Source organism: Dyella flagellata (assembly GCF_030160275.1).
Taxonomy (GTDB): domain Bacteria; phylum Pseudomonadota; class Gammaproteobacteria; order Xanthomonadales; family Rhodanobacteraceae; genus Dyella_B; species Dyella_B flagellata.
In genome coordinates, this window is record NZ_BSOA01000013.1 from 120,697 (window position 1) to 142,508 (window position 21,812).

The following is a 21,812-nucleotide window of genomic DNA, read 5'->3' on the forward strand; positions in this document are numbered from 1 at the left end:
CCCTGAAATTGGACAGCTCGTCGCAACCCCGCGACATGCATGGATCGAGTGCGCCCGATCAGCTTTGCTTGACCACCACTTGTAGCGTCACCACGGCACGGTCGCCCACTACGGCAGGGTCGCCGCTGCGCGCGGTAATGCGGTAATACACATTCGTGCCCGAACCGCCCTGCACGCCATAGTTGCGCGAGTTGGCGGTATTGCCGAAGCCGGTGCTGGTTTTCTGGTCGACCCAGTTGCCCATATTCTCCACCACGTACTGCGGTTGGCTGGCAGCCGCCGCGCTGGCGGTGTAGTCGCCGGTTGCCGTCCCTTTGGACACCGTGTGGATAGCGCTTGACGGCAGCGTCGAATCGTTGAAGGGATTGGGCAAGCAGGTGATGCCGCCGGCCTGGCAGTTGTGCCAAATGATCGATGGCGTGGTGGCAACCAGCGCGGTCGCCGCACGGACCGCCGCCTCAGCGCTTTGAAACGCCACCTGGCGATCGTAGAGGTTGGACGCCATCCGCTGCTGCATGATCGTTCCACGCACGGCGGCCAGTCCGACCATGGTGATCAGCAGCAGCAGGATCAATGCCACTACCAATGCAATGCCTCGCTGGGCGCGGGCTCCGATTGAAGGAACGCGAACCGGCGATCGACGATAACCATTTGGCGCTTTCATATCATTGCACTCGGGTGCGCACGGTGGTGGTAGAAGTGAAAGTTCGGGTAAGCGCGGTGCCATTCACGCCGGCGCGCGCATAGGTGCTGTTCACGATCAGTTTGATTTGCGCAGCGTTCACCGTCGCCCAGCCGGTGCTGGGTATGCTGGCGGCGTTAACGAAGCTGGTGCTTGACGGCAGCAGATACTGAATTTTCATATTGACGACATTGCGCACCATTTCCTGCGGTGTTGACGTCATGCCACTGGCACCGGGACTTACACTAAGCCGATACAGTGAATTGCCGCCCACAGGATTCGTGCCGATATACCAGACCGCTGAAGTGAGCACGGCGACCCGCGAATTGGGCGGAAACGCGTAGCCGTTACCGACTGGATTACTGCAGGAGGTCGGGTAGCCTAAGCCCTTCGAGCAGTTGCCCGGACTGGCGTTGCCACCTGAATCGTGGACGACGTTATCGTCGCTGTTGTACTTGGTGATCTGCAGGATCGCAGCATGATCGAAATCGCAGATCATGATCAGATCACCCGTCGTCAAGTCGGTGGTGGCGGCGTTGATCTTGAAGCTGGCATTGCTCGTCGAAGGCGTATGTGCAATGGTGATATCGCTATTGGCGGTACTGATCACGTGCACCGAACTCATGCCGGCCACCGGCTTGCCCGTGCTGAGGCCGCTCAACGCCGGGTCCGCAGTGGCATCGTCATAACCGATCAGCGCATCGTTCCAGTCGGCGTACCACGGGTCCGGCGGATTAATGACATTGGCGACACGCCCGCTACTGGTGTCGCAGCCGGTGTTGCCGGCATCGCGTATATCGCGGGAAAGCAATTCGAACGCGGTGCGCGAACCGTCCTCCACGTCACCCAATGCTTCATTGGTGCGATAGGTCTGTTGACCGGCCAGGAATACGCTGATCACCCCGCCGATGACGATAAGACCAAGCAGCATCGCTACCATCATTTCGATCAGGGTGAAGCCATGCACGCGTTGCGTGAAGCGCGTTGCGCCGTGCCGTAGCCTGCTGCGTGTCATCGGATGCTTGCTCATAGCAAAGCCTGCGTAACGAAGGTCTGGCTGCTGGCGGAAGAACCAGCATCACCAGCGCGGCTGTCATCGAACTGAATGATCACTTTGCACAGCGAGGTCTGTGTACCGGCAGCTGCAGCACAGTTGATCGTACCAATGGTGGTGGCAGACTGGCCGAGGGGTTTAAGCTCTTGGCTGCACCACGCCGCGATTTGCGTTTGCGCCAGGGTACTGTTGGTCGTTGGACAGGCATTCCCTTTGTAGGTGCCGTTATAGTTCGCGGCGTTGGTACGGTCCGCGCGCATTGCATCGAGGATCGAATAGCTGGCGATCGTGGCCATGCTGCGCACCATCGCGCTGTTGTTGGTGGACAACGAACGCGCTTGCAACGCGGCAACCGCGAGGAAGCCGATCGAAAGTACCAGTACGGCAATCATTACCTCGATCAGGCCAACGCCGGCCTGGTTCCGGCTACCGATTCGCGCGAATCGCTTTTGTCTTTGGCTAGGCGTCATGGACAAGTCGCCGTGGTCGTGGTGGTGGTGATGATCGATCCGGTCGCCATCTGGACCTTGATGTGGTTGTTGCTGCTGAGCGCGGCGCTGCAGATATCCGCCAACGCCGAAGTGGCGGTGTCGCTATAGGGCGTGGTTGAGCCGGGCGTATAACCCAGGCCATCGCCATGAAAGCGGATGGCAACGAAAGTGCCGGATATCTGCACCGGCATCTGCAGCTCCGGTGGAGCACCAAACACCGGCAATGCTTTGGCAGACGTCTGCTGCACAAACACTGCGCCACCGCTAGTACCGCAGGCCGTGCCGAGCGTGTCGGAGGTGTTGGTGGTCGCGCTATTGCTGCAAAACTGAGTGTAGGAGTTGTGCTTGATCGCCTCCATGCGCGCGGTATTGAGCCCGGCAACGAGTTCGTTGGCCGCGGTGGTCAGCCGGTTCGAATTGATCATGTCCTTGAAGTTGGGTACGGCGATCACCGCGAGGATGGCGACCACCGCCAGCGTGACCATCAGCTCGACCATGCTGAATCCCTTGACACACCTGACCGGCGCGCTTCGCAACGACACAAGCATGAAATTCCCCCCGTACGTAGGTTTTAGTCTACGCAGGCATTTTGCGGCGGCCAGTCCCCGCCCCCCTTTAAGTAGGCGCTATCCGACAAGTGGCAGGGTTTTTCCGACGAGCGGACTAAAGGGGCGCCGATGGCGTGAGGGCGGTCACGCATGGAATGTGTTGCTTGCACGGGTCTGCTGGCGCCCCGGTTCGTGATCGCCGGGATGGCGGTCCCGGCATGCTCCTTGATCACCAAGCTGGGTTTGCAACCCAGCCTACGGGAGGCCCGGCCTGGGGGGATGGTCATCCCAGCCTGCGGGCCTGAGCAAAATCAATGGTTTCTTCTGCACGTGAGGGAGCGGATAATCGTTGCCCTTTCTGGCCAGCTGTCACTCATTTAACGATGTTCATACCAGGTCAACGCTGGATCTCCACCGCCGAGCCCGAACTCGGCCTAGGCACCGTGCTGCGCGTCGAAGGGCGCGGAGTGCAGGTGCTGTTCGCCAAGTCGGGGGTATTGCGCCCTTATGCGATGGATTCCGCACCGTTGGTACGGGCGGAGTTTCGGGCCGGACAGCGGGTGTCCGGCAAAGGCATTGCCTTCCTGGTCGAGCGGATTGAGGAGCGCGAAGGACTGCTGGTGTACCGCGGCGAGGGACGTGAACTGCATGAGGGCCAGCTGGATGACGAGCAGAGCGTCAGCCAGGCGGACGATCGGCTGATCGGCGGGCGTACCGACCCGGTGCAGCATTTCGAATTGCGCCTGGAGAGCCTGAAACGCCGGGCCGAGGCGCGGCGCTCGGCAAGCTGGGGCCTGGCTTCGGCGCGAATCGGGCTAGTCCCGCACCAGTTGCGGGTGTCAGGCATTGCCGCGGCGCGCCGTCCGCCGCGCGTACTGCTCGCCGATGAAGTGGGCCTGGGCAAGACGATCGAGGCCGGCATGATCATCGCGCGCCAGATCTCGGCCGGGCGTGCCTCGCGCGTGCTGGTGCTATTGCCCGATACGCTGGTGTATCAGTGGTTCGTGGAGCTGCTGCGCCGCTTCAACCTGAATTTTGCGATCTATGACGAAGAGCGCTGCGAGGCGCTGGAGCAATCGGGCAGCGACGCCAATCCGTTCGAAGACGAGCAGTTGGTGATCGCCGACTTCGGCTTCCTGGCACATAACCCCAAGCGCGCCCAGCAACTCATGGATACAAGCTGGGATCTGCTGGTGGTGGACGAGGCCCATCACCTGGCGTGGGCGCCGGACAACGCCAGCCCACGCTATAGCTTGGTGGAGCAACTCGCTGCCGCAACACCGGGCGTGATCCTGCTGACGGCTACGCCGGAACAACTCGGCCGCAGCGGCCACTTTGCCCGTTTGCGTCTGCTCGATCCGCAACGCTACCACGATCTGGATGCCCACCTGGCCGAGTCCGAGCAGTTCCAGGCGCTTTCACATATTGCCGACAAATTGCTGGAACGTACTCCGCTCGCCGCTTCCGAGCTGGAACAGCTGCGCAAGGCTTTCGAAGGTGACGCCGCGTTGCAGGCCAGCCTTGGCGACACCACCAAGCCCGAGCACAGCCGCGACCTGCTCGCGGCGCTAATCGATCGGCACGGCACCGGCCGCAGCATGTTCCGCAATCGCCGTGCCGGCATCGGCGGCTTTCCCAAACGCGTACCGGTGTGGGAACTGGTGGATGCCGAACGCCTGGACGAAATCACGCGCCAGGCGCTGCTGGTGGAATTCCATGCCGATATCCAGCAGCCGGTGCCGGTGCTTGAGCTCGATTACGCCAGCGATCCACGCATCGACACCCTGGTCGCCCTGCTCGATCGCTACCCGCAAGACAAGTTCCTGCTGATCTGCCGCAGCCAGGCCAAGGTGCTGGCACTGGAAGAAGCCTTGCGCACGCGCACCGGCGCAGGCATCGCGCGATTCCATGAAGGCTTAGGGATAGTGCAGCGCGACCGCAATGCCGCCTATTTCGCCCAGCCGGATGGCGCGCGCCTGCTGATCTCATCGGAAATCGGCTCGGAAGGCCGCAACTTCCAGTTCGCGCACCGGCTGGTGCTGTGGGATCTGCCGTTGGATCCTGACCTGCTGGAGCAACGCATCGGCCGGCTGGACCGCATCGGGCAGAAGCACGACATCAGCATCCACATCATCGCCGCCGCCGATAGCGCCCAGCATGTGCTGGCGCGCTGGTACGACGAAGGCATCGACGCCTTCCGCAGCAGCCCTGCTGACGGCCGCGAGCTGCTGCGCCGTTACGGTGAAACGCTGGCGAAACTCGCCGAAGAACACGCCCGTGGCGACGATCAACGCGACCAGGAACTGGACGTGCTGCTAGCCGAAACACGGGCCGCGCACGAGCAGATGGCGGAGCTGATCCGTGCAGGCCGCGATCATCTGCTTGAGCTTGCCGCCAGCCGCGATCTGCACGCGGACGAGTTGGCGCAAGCGTTTCGCCGCGAAGACGACGATCCCTCCCGGGACGCGTTCCAGCAGCGACTACTGGAGTCCTTCGGCATCCACGCCGAAGAACTTGGGCCCAACGTGCTGCTGCTCGACCCGCAATACCTTTCCACCGACGCCCTGCCCGGCTTTGGCGAAGGCCCTGTTTCGGTCACGTTCTCGCGCGATGTCGCACTCGCGCGCGAGGAGCTGCCGCTGTTGCGCCTGGATCATCCGATGATCGCCAGCGCCATCGACCTGGTGTTGTCCAACGAACGCGGCAATGCCACTTTCATGGTGGACGATGCATTGCCGCCACGTAACGCACTGCTGCAAGCCGTCTACGTGCTGGAGTGCGTTGCCGAACGCAGCCTGGATGTGGAGCGCTTCCTGCCTACGCAACCGATCGTGACCGCGATCGACACCAAGCTCACCGAACGGCCTGGTTTCCAGCCGAGCGACAGCGCCATACGCAAAGCGGCCGATCGCACCATCGAGGTACCTCGCTACCGCAAATTCCTGACCAAGCTGGTGCCGCCGATGCTGGAAAAGGCCGAGGCAGCGGCCAGCTTGCGGGCGCAAAGCAGCATGGCCAACGCGTTAACCGATGCCATGGAAAATCTAGATGCGGGACTTGCGCGCCTGCGGGCGCTGCGCGCCGTGAACCCTTCGATCAGCGAAACGGAAATCGCACGGCTGGAAGAAGAGCGTTCAGCGCTGCTGGCAGCGCTGCCGCAGGCCCGTTTGCGCCTGGATGCGGTGCGCTTCGTGGTCAGCCCGGATTTTCTTGCATTGCGCTGACATTGTAGGCTGGGATGCCAATCCCAGCTTTCCGCGTGGACGCTGGGATTATCATCCCAGCCTACGGGTACCTATTCACCTGCGGATACCAGATCGATCGCTCCCGGCGCCACCGCCCAATCCATGGGATACACGCCGCGCACAACGTGACGATGAAAGGATGAATACGACCAGTCCGCAACATGGGCCAAATGGCCATGCTTGACCGGATTGAAATGGATGTAGTCGAAGTGCCGCTGGAAATCGCGGTCATCGCGAATCAGATGCTCCCAATAGCGGCGCTGCCAAATGCCCCGCTCCCCTTTGCGCCGTCGGCTTGGCGATGTCCGCTCATTGGCAGGGATACTTCGTGAGAAGCGAGCCTTGATCAAACGCCAGCGCCTAGAAAAATCGTTATCGCTGGAGGGCAGCATCCATAGGCAATGCAGGTGCTCCGGCAATACCACGGCGGCCTCGACGATAAACGGATGGGCTTGCCTCGTCATGCGAAAAGCTTCGCGCAGCGCATCCGCATGCCGGGTGAGCAGATCATTGCCCTGCCGTTCGGCCAGGTTGACGGTGAAGAAATACATGGCGCCCGGTACGCGAGCGCGAGTGTAAGTTCTCATTGGCGTGGAAATAGCTGGGATTGTCATCCCAGCCTACGCTCAGCGTGTAGGCTGGGATGTAATCCCAGCACTTGCATCCAGGCCGGGAATCGCCGACGAGATCAGGCCGCGTTCGCATCCGCCGCGGCAATCGTCATCCGTTTGCCGATACCGAACACGAAGTACGCGACGGTCAGCAACACCACCCAGCCCAGGCCCACGTACAAGGCCACGCGCGTGCCCGGGTCATAGCCGAGCATGAACACCACGAACAGCATGAAGGCCAGGCAGATTGCGCTGGTCAGAGGCCAGCCGCGCAGCGGGAACTGGGTCTTGCCGAAACGGCGACGGAAGCTGAAGTGCGCGATCAACACCATCGACCACGTCCACACGGTGTTGAACGAGAGGATCGACATCATCATCAGGAAGATGTTCTTCGGCAGCTCGTAATTGAGCACCACGCCTACCATCAGGCAGGCCAGGGTCACCAGCACGCCACGGGTCGGCACGCCGTGCGCGCTCACCTTGGCCAGCACCGCCGGCGCCTGCCCCTTGTTGGCCAGGCTGTAGAGCATGCGGCTGCCGCTGAAGGTGGTGCTGTTGAAGCCTGACAGCGCCGCGGTAATCAGCACGAAGTTGATCAAGCCGGCCGCCTGCGCAATGCCAAGCTTGTCGAAGGTGGTCACGAACGGGCTGCTCTGCGTGGTGAGCTGATCCCACGGATAGATCGCCATGATCACGAACAACGCGCCCACATAGAAAATCAGGATACGCCACAGAACCGAATTGACGGCGCGCGGGATAGTGCGCTCCGGCTGCGAGGCCTCGCCTGCCGCCATGCCTACGGTTTCGATGCCGCCGAACGAGAACACCACCACCGGCAACGCCAACACGGTTCCCATCACGCCCCTGGGGAACCAGCCGCCGTGACTCCACAAATTGGACAGCCCCACCGGATGCCCGCCGTTGCCCCAGCCCAGCCAGATCATGCCGGCGCCGCCCAGGATCATCAGCACCACGGTCACCACCTTGATCATGGTGAACCAGAATTCCATCTCGCCGTACACCTTCACCGCCATCAGGTTCAGCGAGCCGATCATCAGCACGCTGCCGAACACCCAGATCCATTGATCCACGTGGGGAAACCATAGCTTCATGTAGATGCCGACGCCGGTGCTCTCGGCCATGCCCACGCCCACCATCAGCAGCCAGTAGTTCCAGCCGGTGACATAGCCGGCGAACGGTCCCAGGTAGCGATGCGCGTAGCTGCTGAACGAACCGGCCACCGGATCGTGTACCGCCATTTCGCCCAATGCGCGCATGATGATGAAGATCATCAGGCCACCGAACATGTAGGCGAACAACACCGATGGGCCAGCGAGCTGGATGGTGCTGGCCGAGCCCAGGAACAGGCCGGTACCGATGGCCATGCCCAGCGCCATGAAGGTGATGTGGCGCGGCATCAGCCGGCGCTGCAGGTGTTGGGTCATGCTTTCCGTCCGCAGGGATTTTGTTCAGCGCAACAAACGGCGTTTGGGTTTGATCGGAAACTTGCCGCGCCAGTATTCGATCATCAAGAAGCCGCCCAGCATACCGCCAAGATGGGCGAAATGCGCAACGTTCGCCGCCCAGCCACCCACGCCCAGCACCAGCTCAACCGCGCCATAGCCGATCACGAACAGCCAGGCGGGGATAGGAATGGGCAGGAACATCAGCATCAGTCGTTCTTGCGGGTACAGCATGCCAAACGCCAACAGCAGCCCAAAGATCGCGCCGGATGCGCCTAGCGTAGGTTCAAAGCCATGCGTGAAGTACCTCACCACCAGCAATTGCGCCAGCGCGGCGGTGAGCAGGCAAACGAAGTAGTACAGCGTGAAATTGCGCGGCCCGAAGGTCTGCTCGATGGCGCCGCCGAACATATACAGCGCGAACATGTTGAAGAAAATGTGCGACAGGCTGCCATGCATGAAGGCGTAGGTAACCAGCTGCCAGGGCCGAAAACCGATCGCCGTCAGGCTGCCGTCCGGCAACTGCGCCCAGTGGTCCGGCCCCCACGGCCAGAGCGCAAAATGCGCGATCAGGGTGTAGTGCATCATCTGCTGCAACAAGAACACCGCCACATTGGCGATGAGCAGGTTGCGCGTGACGGGCGGAAGGCGGGTGGGCATGGCGGGCGAATTTTTTGGGCTATGAGTGAGCTTATATGGGGGGAGCTGCAAGGGAACCCTAGCGGGTACGTTCCAACGACCTCAAGGCCGCCAGGCATCCGCGTACTTAAACAAAAAAAGGCCACCCGAGGTGGCCTTTCACAATCGTCGTTGCTTGGAAAATCAACCGTTGTGCGTGCCCGCATCGATCTGGGCCATGGCATCCGGGCGGCGGGCGCCGGCAAAGCGCTTGGCCCAGTAGCTGTCGGCGAGATTGTCCACGCGCACCGATTCGCCGCGGCGCGGTGAATGGATGAAGCGGCCTTCGCCGATGTAGATCGCCACATGCGAGATGCGGCCCTTGCCATGGCGGCCACCGGCGGTGCGGAAGAACACCAGGTCGCCCGGCTGCATGGCATCGCGGTGGATGATGTGACCGACCAGGTATTGCGAAGCGGAGTTGCTCGGCAATTGCAGGCCGATCGCGCGTTCGAAGACGTAGCGGACGAAACCGCTGCAGTCGAAGCCGGTGGAAGGATTGCGGCCGCCGCGCACATAGCGCACATGGCGCAGCTGCATGGCCAGGCCGATCAGCATGTCGCGCAGGTCCTGGCTGGTCTTGGCGTCGCTGAACTGTTCGATGCCGTCATCCGCCTTGGTGGCGGTGTTGTCGTCGGCGCTGTCCTTGTCGTGCGCCAGCGCGGCGATCGGAAGCTGGGTGGGAAGCGTGGACTGGGCCAGGGCTGCCGCGGGAGTGAAAGCGGCGAGCGGACTCATCAACGCGGAGGAGAACTTTCCGGAAACCTGGGCCTGAATACTGCTGACGTTGTCGGCGGCGAAAGCGCTACCTGAAAAGCACAAAGCCGTTGCAAGCGCGGCGAGTACAAGTCGCGTGTTTGGCATTAGGTGATCTCTGGGCGGTTACCGGAACGGCCGTCGCCCCCTGCGGCGGCCGTGACGAAGCAGTGAAAGTAACAAAGCCTCGCCGGTAACTTGTTCGGATGAGGTTAACTGAACCCTATCGTTCGGAAAATCGAATTTCGCCTCACTCCCGTCTTAATACTCTGATTTTTCATATGATTTTATTAAACCGCAAATTCATGCGCGGGCGCGCACTGAAAATTTTTTCGCCTGCTTTACGTCAGGGACAGCGAAAAACCTAGGCGACAGGGTAGGAACGGTGACCAAAAATGGCGGTTCCGATGCGCACCTCGGTGGCGCCCTCGGCGATCGCCAACGGGAAATCGCCGCTCATGCCCATGGAAAGACGTGGCAGCGCATGTCCTTGGGCGGCGCACTGGTCGCGCAGTTCGCGCAGGTGGCGAAAGCAGGCACGTACCTCGCCGGCATCCTCGGACAGGGTCGCCAGCGTCATCAGGCCCTGCACGCGCAGCCTGGGAAAGCCACGCAGGCGCTCCAGGAAACCCGGCAGGTCCGCCGCCTCCAGACCATGCTTGGTCTCCTCGCGCGCTGTCTTGACCTGGACCAGCACGTCCAGGGCGCGGTTTTCGGCTTCCAGGCGCCGCTGCAGCGCCTCGGCCAGCTCCAGCCGGTCCAACGACTGCACCTCACTGGCCAGCCGGGCCACATCCTTGGCCTTGTTGGTTTGCAGGTGGCCGATCACCACCCAATCGATTGCCTCGCCGGCCAGCGCCGCGGACTTTTCCCGGATTTCCTGCACCTTGTTCTCGCCCAGGCGATTCAGACCCAGCGCCAGCGCGGCCCGAACCACTTCCGGGCCAAAGGTCTTGCTGACCGGCAACACCGTGACTTCGGCCGGGTTGCGGCCCGCCTGGCGGCAGGCCTCGTCGACCCGGCCGCGCACGGCCGCCCAATTGGCAGCAATATCGATCATCGCGAATGGTTTTGAAAATGCCGCGCTACCACCTCGGCCACCACCATCGACACCTTCTTGCCGGTGGGAATGTGCAGGAACTCGTTCGGGCCATGCGCATTGGAGTGCGGCCCCAGTACGCCGGTGATGAGGAACTGCGCCTGCGGGAACTTCGCGCCCAGCATGCCCATGAAAGGAATGGAGCCGCCCTCGCCCATGTACGCTGCCGGAGCACCGAAGTACTGCTGCGAGGCCTCCGCCACCGCCTGCTCCAGCCACGGCGACAAGGGCGGCGCATTCCATCCGCTGCCGTCCTTCTCAAGCTTGAAGCTGACCTTGGCGCCGTACGGCGGATCCTTCTCCAGCAACTGCTTCACGAACTCGCCTGCCTTGGCACCATCCAGTGTCGGCGGCACGCGCAGGCTGAGTTTTACCGAGGTCTTCGGGCGCAATACGTTGCCGGCACTATCCAGCGGCGGCAGTCCGTCAACACCGGTCACGGCCAGTTGCGGGCGCCAGGTGCGGTTGAGCACGAGTTCGGTGAGGTCTTCGGTCACCGGTTGCATGCCTTCCACGAACGGGAATTTCTGGTAGATGGCGTTGCCGAGCACGCCCGCTGCGGCCCTGGCCTGCTCGATTCGCTGCGCGGGAATGTCCGCGTAGAGCTCGTCCGGCTTGATGCGTCCGGTCTCAGGATCTTCCAGGCGCGACAACAGCTCGCGCAGGATGCGGAAGCTGGAAGGCACCACGCCGGACGCATCACCCGAGTGCACACCCTCTTCCAGCACCTGGACGGTGAGTTCGCCGCCGGTCATGCCGCGCAGCGAGGTGGTAAGCCACAGCTGATCGTAGTTGCCGCAACCGGAATCCAGGCACACCACCAGCGAAGGGTTGCCGATGCGCGGCGCGAGATGGTCCACGTAATGCGGCAGGTCGTAGCTGCCCGATTCTTCGCACGCTTCGATCAGGATCACGCAGCGAGCGTGCGCAACACCTTGCTCGCGCAAAGCCAGCAACGCGGCAAGCGAACCGAAGATCGCATAACCATCATCGGCACCACCGCGGCCGTAGAGCTTGTCGCCCTTCAATACGGGCGTCCATGGCCCCAGTCCTTCGGACCAGCCGGTCATTTCCGGCTGCTTGTCGAGGTGGCCGTACAACACCACGGTGTCGTCGCCCTGCCCCGGCACTTCGATATAGATCAGCGGCGTGCGCCCTTCCAGCCGCACAACTTCCAACGTGGCCCCCGGCAGTTGCGAGAGCTTGCCGCGCGCCCAGGTCTCCATCAGCTTCACTGCCGCGTCCATGTAGCCGTGCGCTGCCCAATCCCGGTCGAACATCGGCGATTTGTTGGGAATGCGGATGTACTCCACCAATTGCGGAACGATTTCCGCATCCCATAGATCGCTGATGTAACGGGTGACGCGCGCGATATCCATACGGACTCCACAAAAAATAAGGGAAAGTACGATGTTAACAGCGCAAGCCATCGCAACTCTTGCTGCAAGAGAACATACGCTCTGCTCCAAAGCGGGCGCATCGAGGAGGATTTGCGCGGGGTTGCGCCTGCACTGAAGCTCACAAGCTGGAAGGCATATGGATGACGCCCACGCTGGCGCAATTCAGCCATGCTTGGACGTGCTCCACCCACTGGGCCCCACCCATGCAACAACGCAAAGTGAAGACGCGGCGCGAACAGGCCGCTAACTCACTCAGGGAGACTTTTATGATGAAGAAGTTTGCCATCCTCGCCGGTCTGGCGCTGTCGCTCGCCCTGCCCGCTTTCGCGGCAACGCAGGTGAACATCAACACCGCGGATGCCGAAACCATCGCCAAGTCGCTGGACGGCATTGGCCTGGCGAAGGCGAAAGCCATCGTGACCTACCGTGATGAACACGGCCCGTTCAAGAGTGTGGACGAATTGTCGCAGGTCAAAGGCGTGGGCCCAGCCACGCTGGAACGCAACCACGACGCCATCCTGCTCGGCAGCGAAGGCCCCAAGGCCGATACGGCGGCCAAGCCCAGGCATGCAAAGAAGTCCAAAGCGGCTACGGAGGATGCCGCTCAGGACTGATCCAAGCGAGGCCTCGATACGGCCCGCTCTCACGGGCCGTATCCTTGCGCTACACTCCGCGGCGCCGAAATCCTATCCACCGCCGCCAACCCCTCACCATGATCCTGCCCCGCTACCGTATCGACGCGTCCACCATCCGTGGCGCCGGCAAGGGGTTGTTCCTGGAAGAAGATGTCGAGGCGGGACGCATCGTCACCGCGCCCGACGCCATCGAGCGCACCCACCGGCTGGACGAGCTGCTGGCCAAACCAGACCTGCTGTATGCCAGCGCCCGCTGGTTCGAAGATCGCTACACGCTGTCACCGGAATGGCCGGACGAGTGCTACATCAACCATAGCTTCGATCCCACCGGCCTGTGGCATCTGGGCTTCGTCTTCGCCCTGCACCACCTGCCCGCCGGCACCGAAATCACGGTGGATTACCGTCACCTGCTGCCGCCCGGGCAGGAAGAGGACTTTATCGACACTGCCACCGGTGAGAAGATCATAGGCCTGGCCTGGGAAGAGAGCCTGATGACCACCACCCGCGCCCTGGCCAGAGTGTTGGATAGCGCGAGCCAAAGCGACTGATCGGCAATGATCGACATTCCCACCTTCATGACCGAACGCCTGCGCCTCACGGCGCTGACCGAACGTCACTTCAACGACTACGCGGCGATGCTCGCCGATCCGGACAGCACCCGCTGGATCGGCGACGGCCTGCCGCTGGACCGTACCAACGCATGGCGGTCGCTGGCCATGCTGATCGGCCATTGGCAATTGCGCGGCTACGGCATGTGGGCGCTGGAACTGAAAACCACCGGCGAGTTCATCGGCCGCGCGGGACTGCTGCATCCGGAAGGCTGGCCGGACGTGGAAATGGGCTGGATGCTCAAGCCCGACCATCGCCATCACGGCTACGCCACCGAGGCGGGCATGGCGATCCTGGATTACGCCTGGAATCAACTGCACCTGCAGCGCGTGATCAGCCTGGTACGTGTCGGCAACGACGCTTCGGACCGTGTCGCCGAACGCCTGGGTGGCGAACATATCGAAGACATCGATTTCTTCGGCAGCGACAACCACGTCTTCGCCTATTATCCCCCGCATCGCGACTTGCGCCGCCGCGCCTTCGCATGAGCCGGTTGCGCCAAATTCCCGCGCAAGCGCTGAAAAAGCAGGCGTGGGCGAATGGCGCCGGCATCACCACCGAAATCGCCTGCGGGCCCGACGATGCTTGGCAATGGCGCCTGAGCATGGCCGAAATCACGCAAGCGTGTGAATTTTCCAGTTTTCCAGCGACGCGCCGCCAATTCGTTGCACTGGACGCCCCGCTGCAATTGCGCTTCAGCCCCGCACGAGAGCTTTCCCTGCTGCGCTTGCAGATCATCGCGTTCGATGGTGCTGAAGCACCCTATGTCGCTCTACCCGAAGGTGCCACGCGCGCGTTCAACCTGATGCTGCGCGACGAGGCGCAGGGTGAATTGATCGCGCGGCCGCTGAATGGAGATATGTGGCTACCAGCGCGAGCATCCTGGCGCTGGTTCGTGCACGTGTTGAGCGGCCACGCGGCCATGCAGGTGAATGACGAGCACGCCGAGTTCGCCGCCGGTGCAAATGTCTGGATCGATGCGCAGCCTGGTGAGCGCGTGCGCATCGAGGGTGGCGGGGAGTTGGTGCTGGTACACCTTGGCGCGTAGGTTGGGGTGTTCGCCCCAACAGCCCCGTTTGGGGCGTCGCACTGTTGTTGCATCACGTTAGCGACATGCAACAACAATGCGCTGACAAAAAGGGGGCTGTTGGGGCAACCCCCACGAATCCCAGCATCGCGATGCTGCGCGCATGGCAATGCTGGGATTGCCATCCCAGCCTACGATAGTTATGGAGCAACCACCCGCGCCACTTCCGCCAAGGCAAACAGGCGCGCCGTACGCATCCAGCCGAACGCCAGCACGATCAGCTGAGCAAGCAGCACTGCCAAGACGGTGCCTGCCAGGCCTATCGCGGTCACGTGGATCCTCAGCAGGCCGAACACCGACGCCAATACCATGCCCACCAGCGTTACCACCAGATAGAACAGCAAGGTCTTCACCGGATGGCGGAACCATTGCTTGATGCCACGCCCCAACGCGCGCGTAGCCGAGCGCAACGAAGGATCGGCGATAAATGCCGCGCGCGCCGATTCCACGATCGACTGCATCAGCACGAATACGATGATCAGCACCCAGTGCGCGATATCGGCATATCGATCGGCTTGCGATTCCAGCACTGCCTGCTCCGTGTGCTTGTCCGCCAGGTGCGAACCCAGCAGGTGCACGGCGATCACCAGACCATAGGGAATCAGCGCCCACAACAACAAGCGGAACATGCGGCCGTATTCCACCAGGCCGCTTTGCAGCAGGGCAGCGAAACCCAGTGTGCGTCCCGCCCGGCCGCTGCCAATCACCATCCCGGTCAGGAACGGCGACAGCAGCAAGGTCGTCGCCTGTGCAATGGCCATGCCGGTCAGCAACCACTGCGGATGATCGGACAAGCTGGTGATCACATCGCCGAACATGATGTCGTTGAAACCCTGTGCCCATTCGGCCGAATGCACCGAGGTATCGAGCAAGCCGCCAAGCATGGTCCACAACGGCAAGGCCACCAGCGCGACCGGAATCAGCATGATCAACAGCCACAGCAACAGCAACCGCCATTGCACAGCGGCGCTCATGCTGGACAGCACCACCGCAAAACTTGGAGTACGAGACATGGTTGCGGCCCTCACATGGTTGCCAGCAAGGCGTAGAAACTCTGCAGCAGCGCTGCGACGTCGGCAGTCCAGCGGCGCGACGCCGCACCGTTCGGTTCGGTGGTCTGGCTGTTGTTGAAGCGGTCGCGATCCAGCAGGTTGTGCTGGTCCGGATCGAGTTCCGCCGACACCACCTTGCTGGGCTTCACGAAATCGAAGCGCGCCCAGCGGCGGTCGTCGTTCCAGACGACATCCTGGTGAGTGCCGTCCTCGAAGCTCACGCGCAACAACTCCGGCGCGGACACCCCATCACGCTGCACGGTCACCGTGCTATGCCACGGGAAGGGCCCCGGAGCACCGGGCTTGGCGTCCTTGTGCGCCTTTTCCCAATCGCTGCGCTGCTTGTCGACCTGCTGGTCGAGTTCCTTGGCATCGACTTCGGTGCGCTTGCCGTCCTTCCAGGTCACGCCGGCTTGTGGCAACACTTCATAGCTGTCGATGTCGGCCAGCTTGTCGTCGATGAAGGCCGTGCCGTAGACGTATTGGTTGAAAATGGCATCCACATCCTTGGCGTTGCCCGAGCTGTCGATCAGCGCGGCGCGGAAATCGGCGACCGAAGGATGACGGAAGTGCCAACGCTGATAATAAAGTTTGAAAGCCTTTTCCAACGCCGGCCGGCCAAGGCGCTCTTCCAGGTCATGCATGGCCGTGGCAGTGCGCGAATATACGGTGCCGTAGCTGTTGACGGACAAACGGTCCCAGCTGTTCTGCGCCAAGGGATCGGCCGGGTGGAACAAACTCGCGCTCAGGCGTTCGAACGCAAAGCCACTGAAGTGCGGCGTAATCCCCAGCCATTTGGTAAACGGCGTGGCAAGCACCAGGTCCTGCTTGCGCTCGCGCAGCATGCGGTTGTCCCAGTATTCGTTGAGCCCTTCGTCAAGGATCGGCTCCTCGAATTCATTGGAGGCGAGGATGCCGTAGAAATAACCGTGGCCGAATTCGTGGATGTTCACGAAATCGCTGAGCGTCTGAAACACCGTGTCAGGCTCGACCACTTTGTAGCCTTCCGAAGTGAAGAAGGTCGGATACTCCATACCGCCGGCCTCATCCGCGTTATAAGGCGGAATGACCGCGGTGACCGTTTCATAAGGATAGGGTCCCAGCGTGCGCGAGAAGTAGCCGAGCGAATCGATGGTCGACTTCAGCGTAGGCGCGGCGGACGCTTCGTATTCCGACGGATAGATCACGCGTACCGCGACTTTCGGGCTGCCCGGTCCTGCATAGCTGCCATCCATGGTCTTGTAGCCCTTGGCGGCCACCCACGCAAAATCGTGCACGTCACCCTGCACGAAGTGATACGTCGTCTTGCCGTTGTTTTGTTCCGGCGCGCCTTGCAGTTTGCCTACCGCGCCCACGGTGTAATCACTGGGCACCGTCAGATGCACGTCATACAGACCGAAATCCGCGTAGAACTCGCTGGCGAAATGGAACTCATGCACGTTCCAGCGCACTTGCGTGGCGCCCCTTTCGCCGGGCAGCTCCAGCACGCCGATCTTCGGGAACCACTGGCCGACCAGATTGAAATCGCCCCACCATCCGGTGCGTTCCACCACGCGCGGCAATTGGCTCAAGAAGTCGATATCCAGCGCCAGGCTGCCGCCTGCGGGCACCGGCTGTGCCAGGTCGATGCGCACTACCGTTTCATCCGTGGCCGGACCACCGTCCGGATGCACGAAACTCCATTTCAACGGCGCACCGCTCTGCTGCACGCTTTGCAGGCGGATGCCACCCCACTGGCCTTTTTCCAGCACTGCGTTACCGCGCGCATGGCCATGCGCGGTGAGCACCTTGCGCTCGGAGAAGAAGGTACTGCCTTCATTCTGGAAGGCATTGAGGTAAAGATGGAAATAGACGCTGCTCACCGCGCGATCGCTACGGTTGCGCCAGGTCATGTGCTCCTTGCCGGTCACCGCATGCTTGGCGGCATCCAGGTCCGCATCGATGGTGTAGCTCACCACGCGGTCGGATAGCGTCGGTTCGGTGCCGGTGCGCTCCCCGCCCCAGGCGTTCTGCGCGCTCTGCGTGGTAATGATGGTGTCGTGCGCGGGTGCGAATGGAATTTCCTGCAGTGCTGTTTGAGATGCTGCGCTGGCCGCCTGTGCGGGCGCCGTGGCCTGCGCCATGGCCTGGCACGACCATAACACCGCGCACGCCGCAAGCCACAGCCCGCTCCTGCTCGTTGCAAAGCTCATCGATGGCCTCCCCTTCATAAGTTTGATCGAGCGTGCGCCAAGCCCGGCAGCCAAGGCATCCGCCAAACGTCATGTGGCGGCGCCCCGATGACTGGCCCGGTACATCTGTGCGAATCCAGATACACGCGCTAAGCTGCCCACCATCCAGCCGTTTTCGACGGGAACCCGCGGAAAATCATGGCTATACCGCAACACCCCGGGCCAGACGGAGCCCTTCGACCATGCGCATCCTGATTGCCGAAGATGATCCCTCCATTGCCGCCGGCGTCAGTGCAGCGCTGCGTCAAGGCGGCCACGCTGTCGATCACGTCGCCGACGGTGTGCGCGCCGACGCCGCGCTGAAAGATACTCCCTACGACCTGCTCGTGCTCGATCTTGGCCTGCCCGGCCTGGATGGTAGCGAAGTGCTGCAGCGCGCGCGCAAACGCGGCAGCGGCCTGCCGGTGCTGGTGATCACCGCACGCGAAGGCTTGCGTGAGCGTGTGCGAGTGCTCGACCTTGGCGCCGATGATTACCTGGTCAAGCCGTTTGCGTTGGCCGAGTTCGAGGCGCGCGTGCGCGCCTTGTTGCGCCGCTACACCACGCAAGGTGCGCCGGAAATCACCATCGGCCGCTTGCGCTTGGATCTGCCCGGCCATCGCGCCTGGGTGGACGAAAAACCGCTGGAACTCACCGCGCGCGAATTCGGCCTGCTCGAAGCGCTGGCGGCCCGCCCCGATCGAGTCACCAGCCGCGCGCAATTGATCGAAGCGCTGTGCAGTTGGGACCAGGAACTCACCGACAACGGCCTGGACATAGCAATCTATCGCCTGCGCCGCAAGCTGACCGATTCGGGCACACAGGTACGCACCATCCGCGGGTTGGGCTACCTGCTCGAAGGGGTCAAGGAAGCATGAGCCAGCGCACGCGGTGGCGCCATGCACGCCAAAGCCTGCGCAGGCGCCTGCTGACCACCCTGCTGGTGCCGCTCACCGCGCTGCTGCTGCTGAACAGCTTGATCACCTACATCGGCGCGTTGATCTACGCCAACCACGTGCACGACGTGAACCTGGTCAACGACACGCTGACCCTGGTGCAGCTGATGGCCAACAAGAGCCCGGATGGCCGCGTCGCACCGCAGGCGCAATTCCTGCTGGAATACGAACCGGAAGGACGCAACTACTTCAGCGTGTTCAGCGAACGTCACGGCCTGATCGCCGGCAACCCGGTACTGAAGCCGACCCGCGGCTTGTTCGCCGACGGCAGCGCACCGCAGCTTTATGACATCCGCATCGAGAAGCATGCCTTGCGCGCGGCCAGCATCCAGATGGCCAATCCGCGCGAGCCGGGCGACCTGCTCGAGGTGACCATCGCCGAGACGCTGCGCGACCGGCATCTGGAAGCCAGGCAAATTCTGCTGCTCAGCATTCCTGCCCAGGCGCTGCTGATCATTGCGGCCTTTGTGCTGGTATGGCTGGGCGTGAGCAGCAGCTTGCGTCAACTGGAGCCGCTCACCAACCAGCTCGCCAATCGCGAACATGACCTGGCGCCGATCGGCGACGCCGAAGTGCCGGTGGAGATCCTGCCGCTCACCCGCACCATCGACGGCCTGTTCGCGCGCCTGCGCGGCATGCTGGCCTTGCATGAGCGCTTCATCGCCGACGCTGCGCATCAGCTGCGTACGCCACTTGCCGGGTTGAGCGTACATGCGGAGCGGGCACAAGCCGCTTCCGACCCTGCCACGATCAGGGACGCCCTCAATCACATCCAGCGCTTGATCCTGCGGGCCAATCGCACTTCAAGCCAATTGCTCGCGCTTACGCGGGCGCAAACGGCAGGGCACGAAGCAGGCGATACCGAACGACTGGATCTGGCCGTGCTGGTTCCCGAACTGGTCGGCCAGCGCGTGTACGAAGCACTGGCCGCCGACATCGACCTGGGCTACGAAGGCCCCGCCGGCCCTCTGGCCGTCGAAGGGGATCGCCATCGCCTGCAGGAAATGCTGGACAACCTGATCGATAACGGCTTGCGCTATGCCGGACGCGGCAGCCTGATGACGGTGTCGCTCGATCGCGAAGACAAGTACGTCTGCCTGGCCGTGGAAGACAACGGCCCCGGCGTACCGCCCGCATGGATCGAACGCCTGGGCGAACGCTTTTTCCGCGTGCCCGGCAGCGAGGAACAAGGCAGCGGACTGGGCTTGGCGATCGTGCAGCGCATTGCCGAATGGCATGACGCGCGCGTGCGTTATCGCAGCGGCGGCAACGGACAGGGTTTGCGGGTGGAGATCGTTTTTCCGCAGGCGCGCGATACCTAGGGATGCTCTGATCTATTCCGCGTGCCCGGCATGACGTCCAGAAGGCCCGCAGGGCGTGCCGCGTGGCACAGGGCAGACTGGCCGTCTGTTCAAGCCGCGGGGCACGGCCTGCGGGCCTTCTGGACGTCACCCCGTCATTAAAATTCAAAGGGTTGGGGCCGCACTGTATGCGCGCCTGGCAGCGACCCAGTGTCTAGACAGACGGCCAGTCTGCCTTCGCCACTGGGTCGCTGCCAGGCGCGCATACAGTGCGGTGACGGGTACGTGGAATAGATCAGAGCATCCCTAGGGATGCTGGGGTGCAAACCCCAGCATTGCCATGCATGCCTATCGCGATGCTGGGATTGTCATCCCAGCCTACAAAAAAAGGCGGCGCCAAGCGCCGCCATGTTTGTCAGCTTCCCCTGCATGGGAACATCGACAAAAAAACTCACGCCCGATCCAAGCGGGAAAGGGCGTAAAAGCCCTACATCGCCTTCTTGGCCTTGGTCAGCAACTGGTCGAGCAGCAGCATGGCCAGATCGATTTCCTCGTAGCTGATGTCCAGCGACGGCGCGAACGTGATCACGTTCTTGTACCAGCCGCCCACGTCCAGCACGAGGCCGATCTTCTTGCCGTTGTGTTCGAGGTCCCCTGCCAGGCCGATGTCGACCATCTTGTCCAACAGTGCCTTGTTGGGCGTGAAGCCATCGTCAGTGCAGATCTCCGCACGCAAGGCCAGCCCCAAGCCGTCGACGTCGCCGATTTCCTTGTGGCGCTTTTGCAGATCCTTCAAGCCTTCGAGGAAGTAGGCGCCCTTCTCCGGCACGGTCTTCTCGTAATCGAGCTCGTAGCCCATCTTGATCACTTCCAGACCCAGCGAGGTACCCAGTGGATTGGAATTGAACGTCGAATGCGTGGAGCCGGGCGGGAAGATGGTCGGATTAATCATCTCCTCGCGCGCCCACAGGCCCGAAAGCGGATTCAAGCCGTTGGTGAGCGCCTTGCCGAACACGATGATGTCCGGGGTGACGCCGAAATGCTCGATCGACCACAGCTTGCCGGTGCGCCAGAAACCCATCTGGATTTCGTCCACCACCATCAGGATGCCGTACTGGTCCAGCACCTTCTTCAAATCCTTGAAGAAGTTGCGCGGCGGTACAACGTAGCCGCCAGTGCCCTGGATCGGCTCGACATAGAAGGCGGCGTATTCGGCCTGGTTGACCTTTGGATCCCACACGCCGTTGTACTCGGTTTCGAACAGGCGCGCGAACTGGCGCACGCAGTGATCGGAATACTCTTCCGGGGTCATGCCCTTCGGACGGCGGAACGGGTACGGAAACGGGATGAACATGGCGCGCTCGCCGAAGTGGCCGAAGCGGCGGCGATAGCGGTAGCTGGAAGTGATCGACGAAGCGCCCAGCGTACGGCCGTGATAACCGCCTTCGAAGGCGAACATCAGGCTCTTGCCGTTCTTGTAGTTGCGCACCAGCTTGAGCGAATCCTCCACCGCCTGCGCACCGCCCACGTTGAAGTGCACGCGCCCCTTCAGGCCGAATTTCTGCTGCGCGTCGACCGCGATGGTCTTGGCCAGTTCGATGCGCGTCTGGTGCAGGTACTGGCTGGCGACTTGCGGCAGCACGTCGATCTGACGCTTCAGCGTGTCGTTGAGGCGCTTGTTGCCGTAGCCGAAATTGACCGCCGAGTACCACATCTGCAGATCGAGGAACGGCACGCCGGCCGTGTCGTACATGTAGCTGCCCTGGCCGTGACGGAAGATCTTCGGCGGGTCGACATAGTGCACGGTGTCGCCGAAGGAGCTGTATTGCGCTTCGTCAGCAAGCAGTTGCTCGTCAGGTATGACGTAGGAGGCGACGTTGGGATCGTAGGTGTTCATGCCAGAGAGAGGGAATGGAAAAAAAGAGAGACCGTACC

20 protein-coding genes are annotated in these 21,812 nt (G+C 62.2%); 7 read left to right on the forward strand and 13 right to left on the reverse strand.

All coding sequences use genetic code 11. From position 1 onward, the window contains the following. Positions 1–58 precede the first annotated feature (58 nt). Genes QQJ96_RS07795 through QQJ96_RS07810 form a run of 4 tightly spaced genes read right to left on the reverse strand, consistent with a single transcriptional unit; the run spans position 59 to position 2,775 of the window. Positions 59–664 carry a pilus assembly PilX family protein gene (locus QQJ96_RS07795; RefSeq protein WP_284331414.1) on the reverse strand — a complete coding sequence of 202 codons (606 nt, stop codon included), beginning with the start codon at positions 662–664 and terminating at the stop codon, positions 59–61. Between the two features lies 1 nt (position 665). Next, positions 666–1,712 carry a PilW family protein gene (locus QQJ96_RS07800; protein WP_284331415.1) on the reverse strand — a complete coding sequence of 349 codons (1,047 nt, stop codon included), beginning with the start codon at positions 1,710–1,712 and terminating at the stop codon, positions 666–668. Continuing rightward, positions 1,709–2,206 carry a type IV pilus modification protein PilV gene (pilV, locus tag QQJ96_RS07805; protein WP_284331416.1) on the reverse strand — a complete coding sequence of 166 codons (498 nt, stop codon included), beginning with the start codon at positions 2,204–2,206 and terminating at the stop codon, positions 1,709–1,711. The genes QQJ96_RS07800 and pilV overlap by 4 nt, the downstream gene beginning before the upstream one ends. Beyond that, the gene (locus QQJ96_RS07810; protein ID WP_284331417.1) at positions 2,203–2,775 is read right to left on the reverse strand and encodes a GspH/FimT family pseudopilin; all 573 of its coding nucleotides are present in this window, start codon (positions 2,773–2,775) and stop codon (positions 2,203–2,205) included. The genes pilV and QQJ96_RS07810 overlap by 4 nt, the downstream gene beginning before the upstream one ends. 383 nt (positions 2,776–3,158) lie before the next feature. On the opposite strand from QQJ96_RS07810, the gene rapA reads away from it, so the two are divergent. Then, positions 3,159–5,999, forward strand: a complete 2,841-nt coding sequence (rapA, locus tag QQJ96_RS07815) for an RNA polymerase-associated protein RapA (RefSeq protein ID WP_284331418.1) — start codon at positions 3,159–3,161, stop codon at positions 5,997–5,999. A gap of 71 nt (positions 6,000–6,070) precedes the next feature. Here rapA and QQJ96_RS07820 read toward each other — a convergent pair whose 3' ends face one another. The 6 genes from QQJ96_RS07820 to QQJ96_RS07845 form a co-directional block, all read right to left on the reverse strand. Further along, positions 6,071–6,607: an REP-associated tyrosine transposase gene (locus tag QQJ96_RS07820; protein WP_284331419.1), complete on the reverse strand. Its 537-nt coding sequence runs from the start codon at positions 6,605–6,607 to the stop codon at positions 6,071–6,073. 101 nt (positions 6,608–6,708) lie between these two features. Continuing rightward, positions 6,709–8,076: an amino acid permease gene (locus QQJ96_RS07825; protein ID WP_284331420.1), complete on the reverse strand. Its 1,368-nt coding sequence runs from the start codon at positions 8,074–8,076 to the stop codon at positions 6,709–6,711. 24 nt (positions 8,077–8,100) lie between these two features. Then, complete coding sequence (locus QQJ96_RS07830; protein ID WP_284331421.1) at positions 8,101–8,754, reverse strand: rhomboid family intramembrane serine protease; 654 nt, start codon at positions 8,752–8,754, stop codon at positions 8,101–8,103. Between the two features lie 162 nt (positions 8,755–8,916). After that, on the reverse strand, positions 8,917–9,636 hold the full coding sequence (locus QQJ96_RS07835; RefSeq protein WP_284331422.1) for a C40 family peptidase: 720 nt from the start codon (positions 9,634–9,636) through the stop codon (positions 8,917–8,919). Between the two features lie 256 nt (positions 9,637–9,892). Then, complete coding sequence (locus QQJ96_RS07840; RefSeq protein ID WP_284331423.1) at positions 9,893–10,588, reverse strand: YggS family pyridoxal phosphate-dependent enzyme; 696 nt, start codon at positions 10,586–10,588, stop codon at positions 9,893–9,895. Beyond that, positions 10,585–12,006: a M20 family metallopeptidase gene (locus QQJ96_RS07845; RefSeq protein WP_284331424.1), complete on the reverse strand. Its 1,422-nt coding sequence runs from the start codon at positions 12,004–12,006 to the stop codon at positions 10,585–10,587. The genes QQJ96_RS07840 and QQJ96_RS07845 overlap by 4 nt, the downstream gene beginning before the upstream one ends. Before the next feature lie 287 nt (positions 12,007–12,293). Here QQJ96_RS07845 and QQJ96_RS07850 point away from each other — a divergent pair, with 287 nt between their 5' ends. The 4 genes from QQJ96_RS07850 (at position 12,294) to QQJ96_RS07865 (ending at position 14,319) form a co-directional block, all read left to right on the forward strand. After that, on the forward strand, positions 12,294–12,641 hold the full coding sequence (locus tag QQJ96_RS07850) for a ComEA family DNA-binding protein (protein WP_284331425.1): 348 nt from the start codon (positions 12,294–12,296) through the stop codon (positions 12,639–12,641). A gap of 98 nt (positions 12,642–12,739) precedes the next feature. Then, entirely contained in the window at positions 12,740–13,210 is a 471-nt protein-coding gene (locus QQJ96_RS07855; RefSeq protein WP_284331426.1) for an SET domain-containing protein, read from the forward strand. A 6-nt stretch (positions 13,211–13,216) separates the two neighbouring features. After that, positions 13,217–13,759, forward strand: coding sequence for a GNAT family N-acetyltransferase (locus tag QQJ96_RS07860; RefSeq protein WP_284331427.1), 543 nt, complete (start codon positions 13,217–13,219; stop codon positions 13,757–13,759). After that, positions 13,756–14,319, forward strand: coding sequence for a HutD/Ves family protein (locus QQJ96_RS07865; RefSeq protein WP_284331428.1), 564 nt, complete (start codon positions 13,756–13,758; stop codon positions 14,317–14,319). Before QQJ96_RS07860 ends, QQJ96_RS07865 begins: the two co-directional genes overlap by 4 nt. Positions 14,320–14,498: 179 nt before the next feature. On the opposite strand, the gene QQJ96_RS07870 is transcribed toward QQJ96_RS07865, so the two are convergent. Both QQJ96_RS07870 and QQJ96_RS07875 read right to left on the reverse strand, forming a co-directional pair. Next, positions 14,499–15,371, reverse strand: coding sequence for a hypothetical protein (locus QQJ96_RS07870; RefSeq protein WP_284331429.1), 873 nt, complete (start codon positions 15,369–15,371; stop codon positions 14,499–14,501). Between the two features lie 11 nt (positions 15,372–15,382). Continuing rightward, on the reverse strand, positions 15,383–17,602 hold the full coding sequence (locus QQJ96_RS07875) for a M1 family metallopeptidase (protein ID WP_345782700.1): 2,220 nt from the start codon (positions 17,600–17,602) through the stop codon (positions 15,383–15,385). Positions 17,603–17,823: 221 nt separating this feature from the next. Between QQJ96_RS07875 and QQJ96_RS07880 the strand changes: the two genes are divergently transcribed. Both QQJ96_RS07880 and QQJ96_RS07885 read left to right on the forward strand, forming a co-directional pair. Beyond that, positions 17,824–18,498 (forward strand): response regulator, encoded by a 675-nt coding sequence (locus QQJ96_RS07880; protein WP_284331430.1) that lies wholly within the window; start codon positions 17,824–17,826, stop codon positions 18,496–18,498. Continuing rightward, positions 18,495–19,898 (forward strand): sensor histidine kinase, encoded by a 1,404-nt coding sequence (locus tag QQJ96_RS07885; RefSeq protein WP_284331431.1) that lies wholly within the window; start codon positions 18,495–18,497, stop codon positions 19,896–19,898. The genes QQJ96_RS07880 and QQJ96_RS07885 overlap by 4 nt, the downstream gene beginning before the upstream one ends. 466 nt (positions 19,899–20,364) lie before the next feature. On the opposite strand, the gene QQJ96_RS07890 is transcribed toward QQJ96_RS07885, so the two are convergent. After that, a complete protein-coding gene (locus QQJ96_RS07890) occupies positions 20,365–21,774 on the reverse strand; it encodes an aspartate aminotransferase family protein (protein ID WP_284331432.1) in 1,410 nt (469 codons plus the stop codon). Positions 21,775–21,812: the final 38 nt, after the last annotated feature.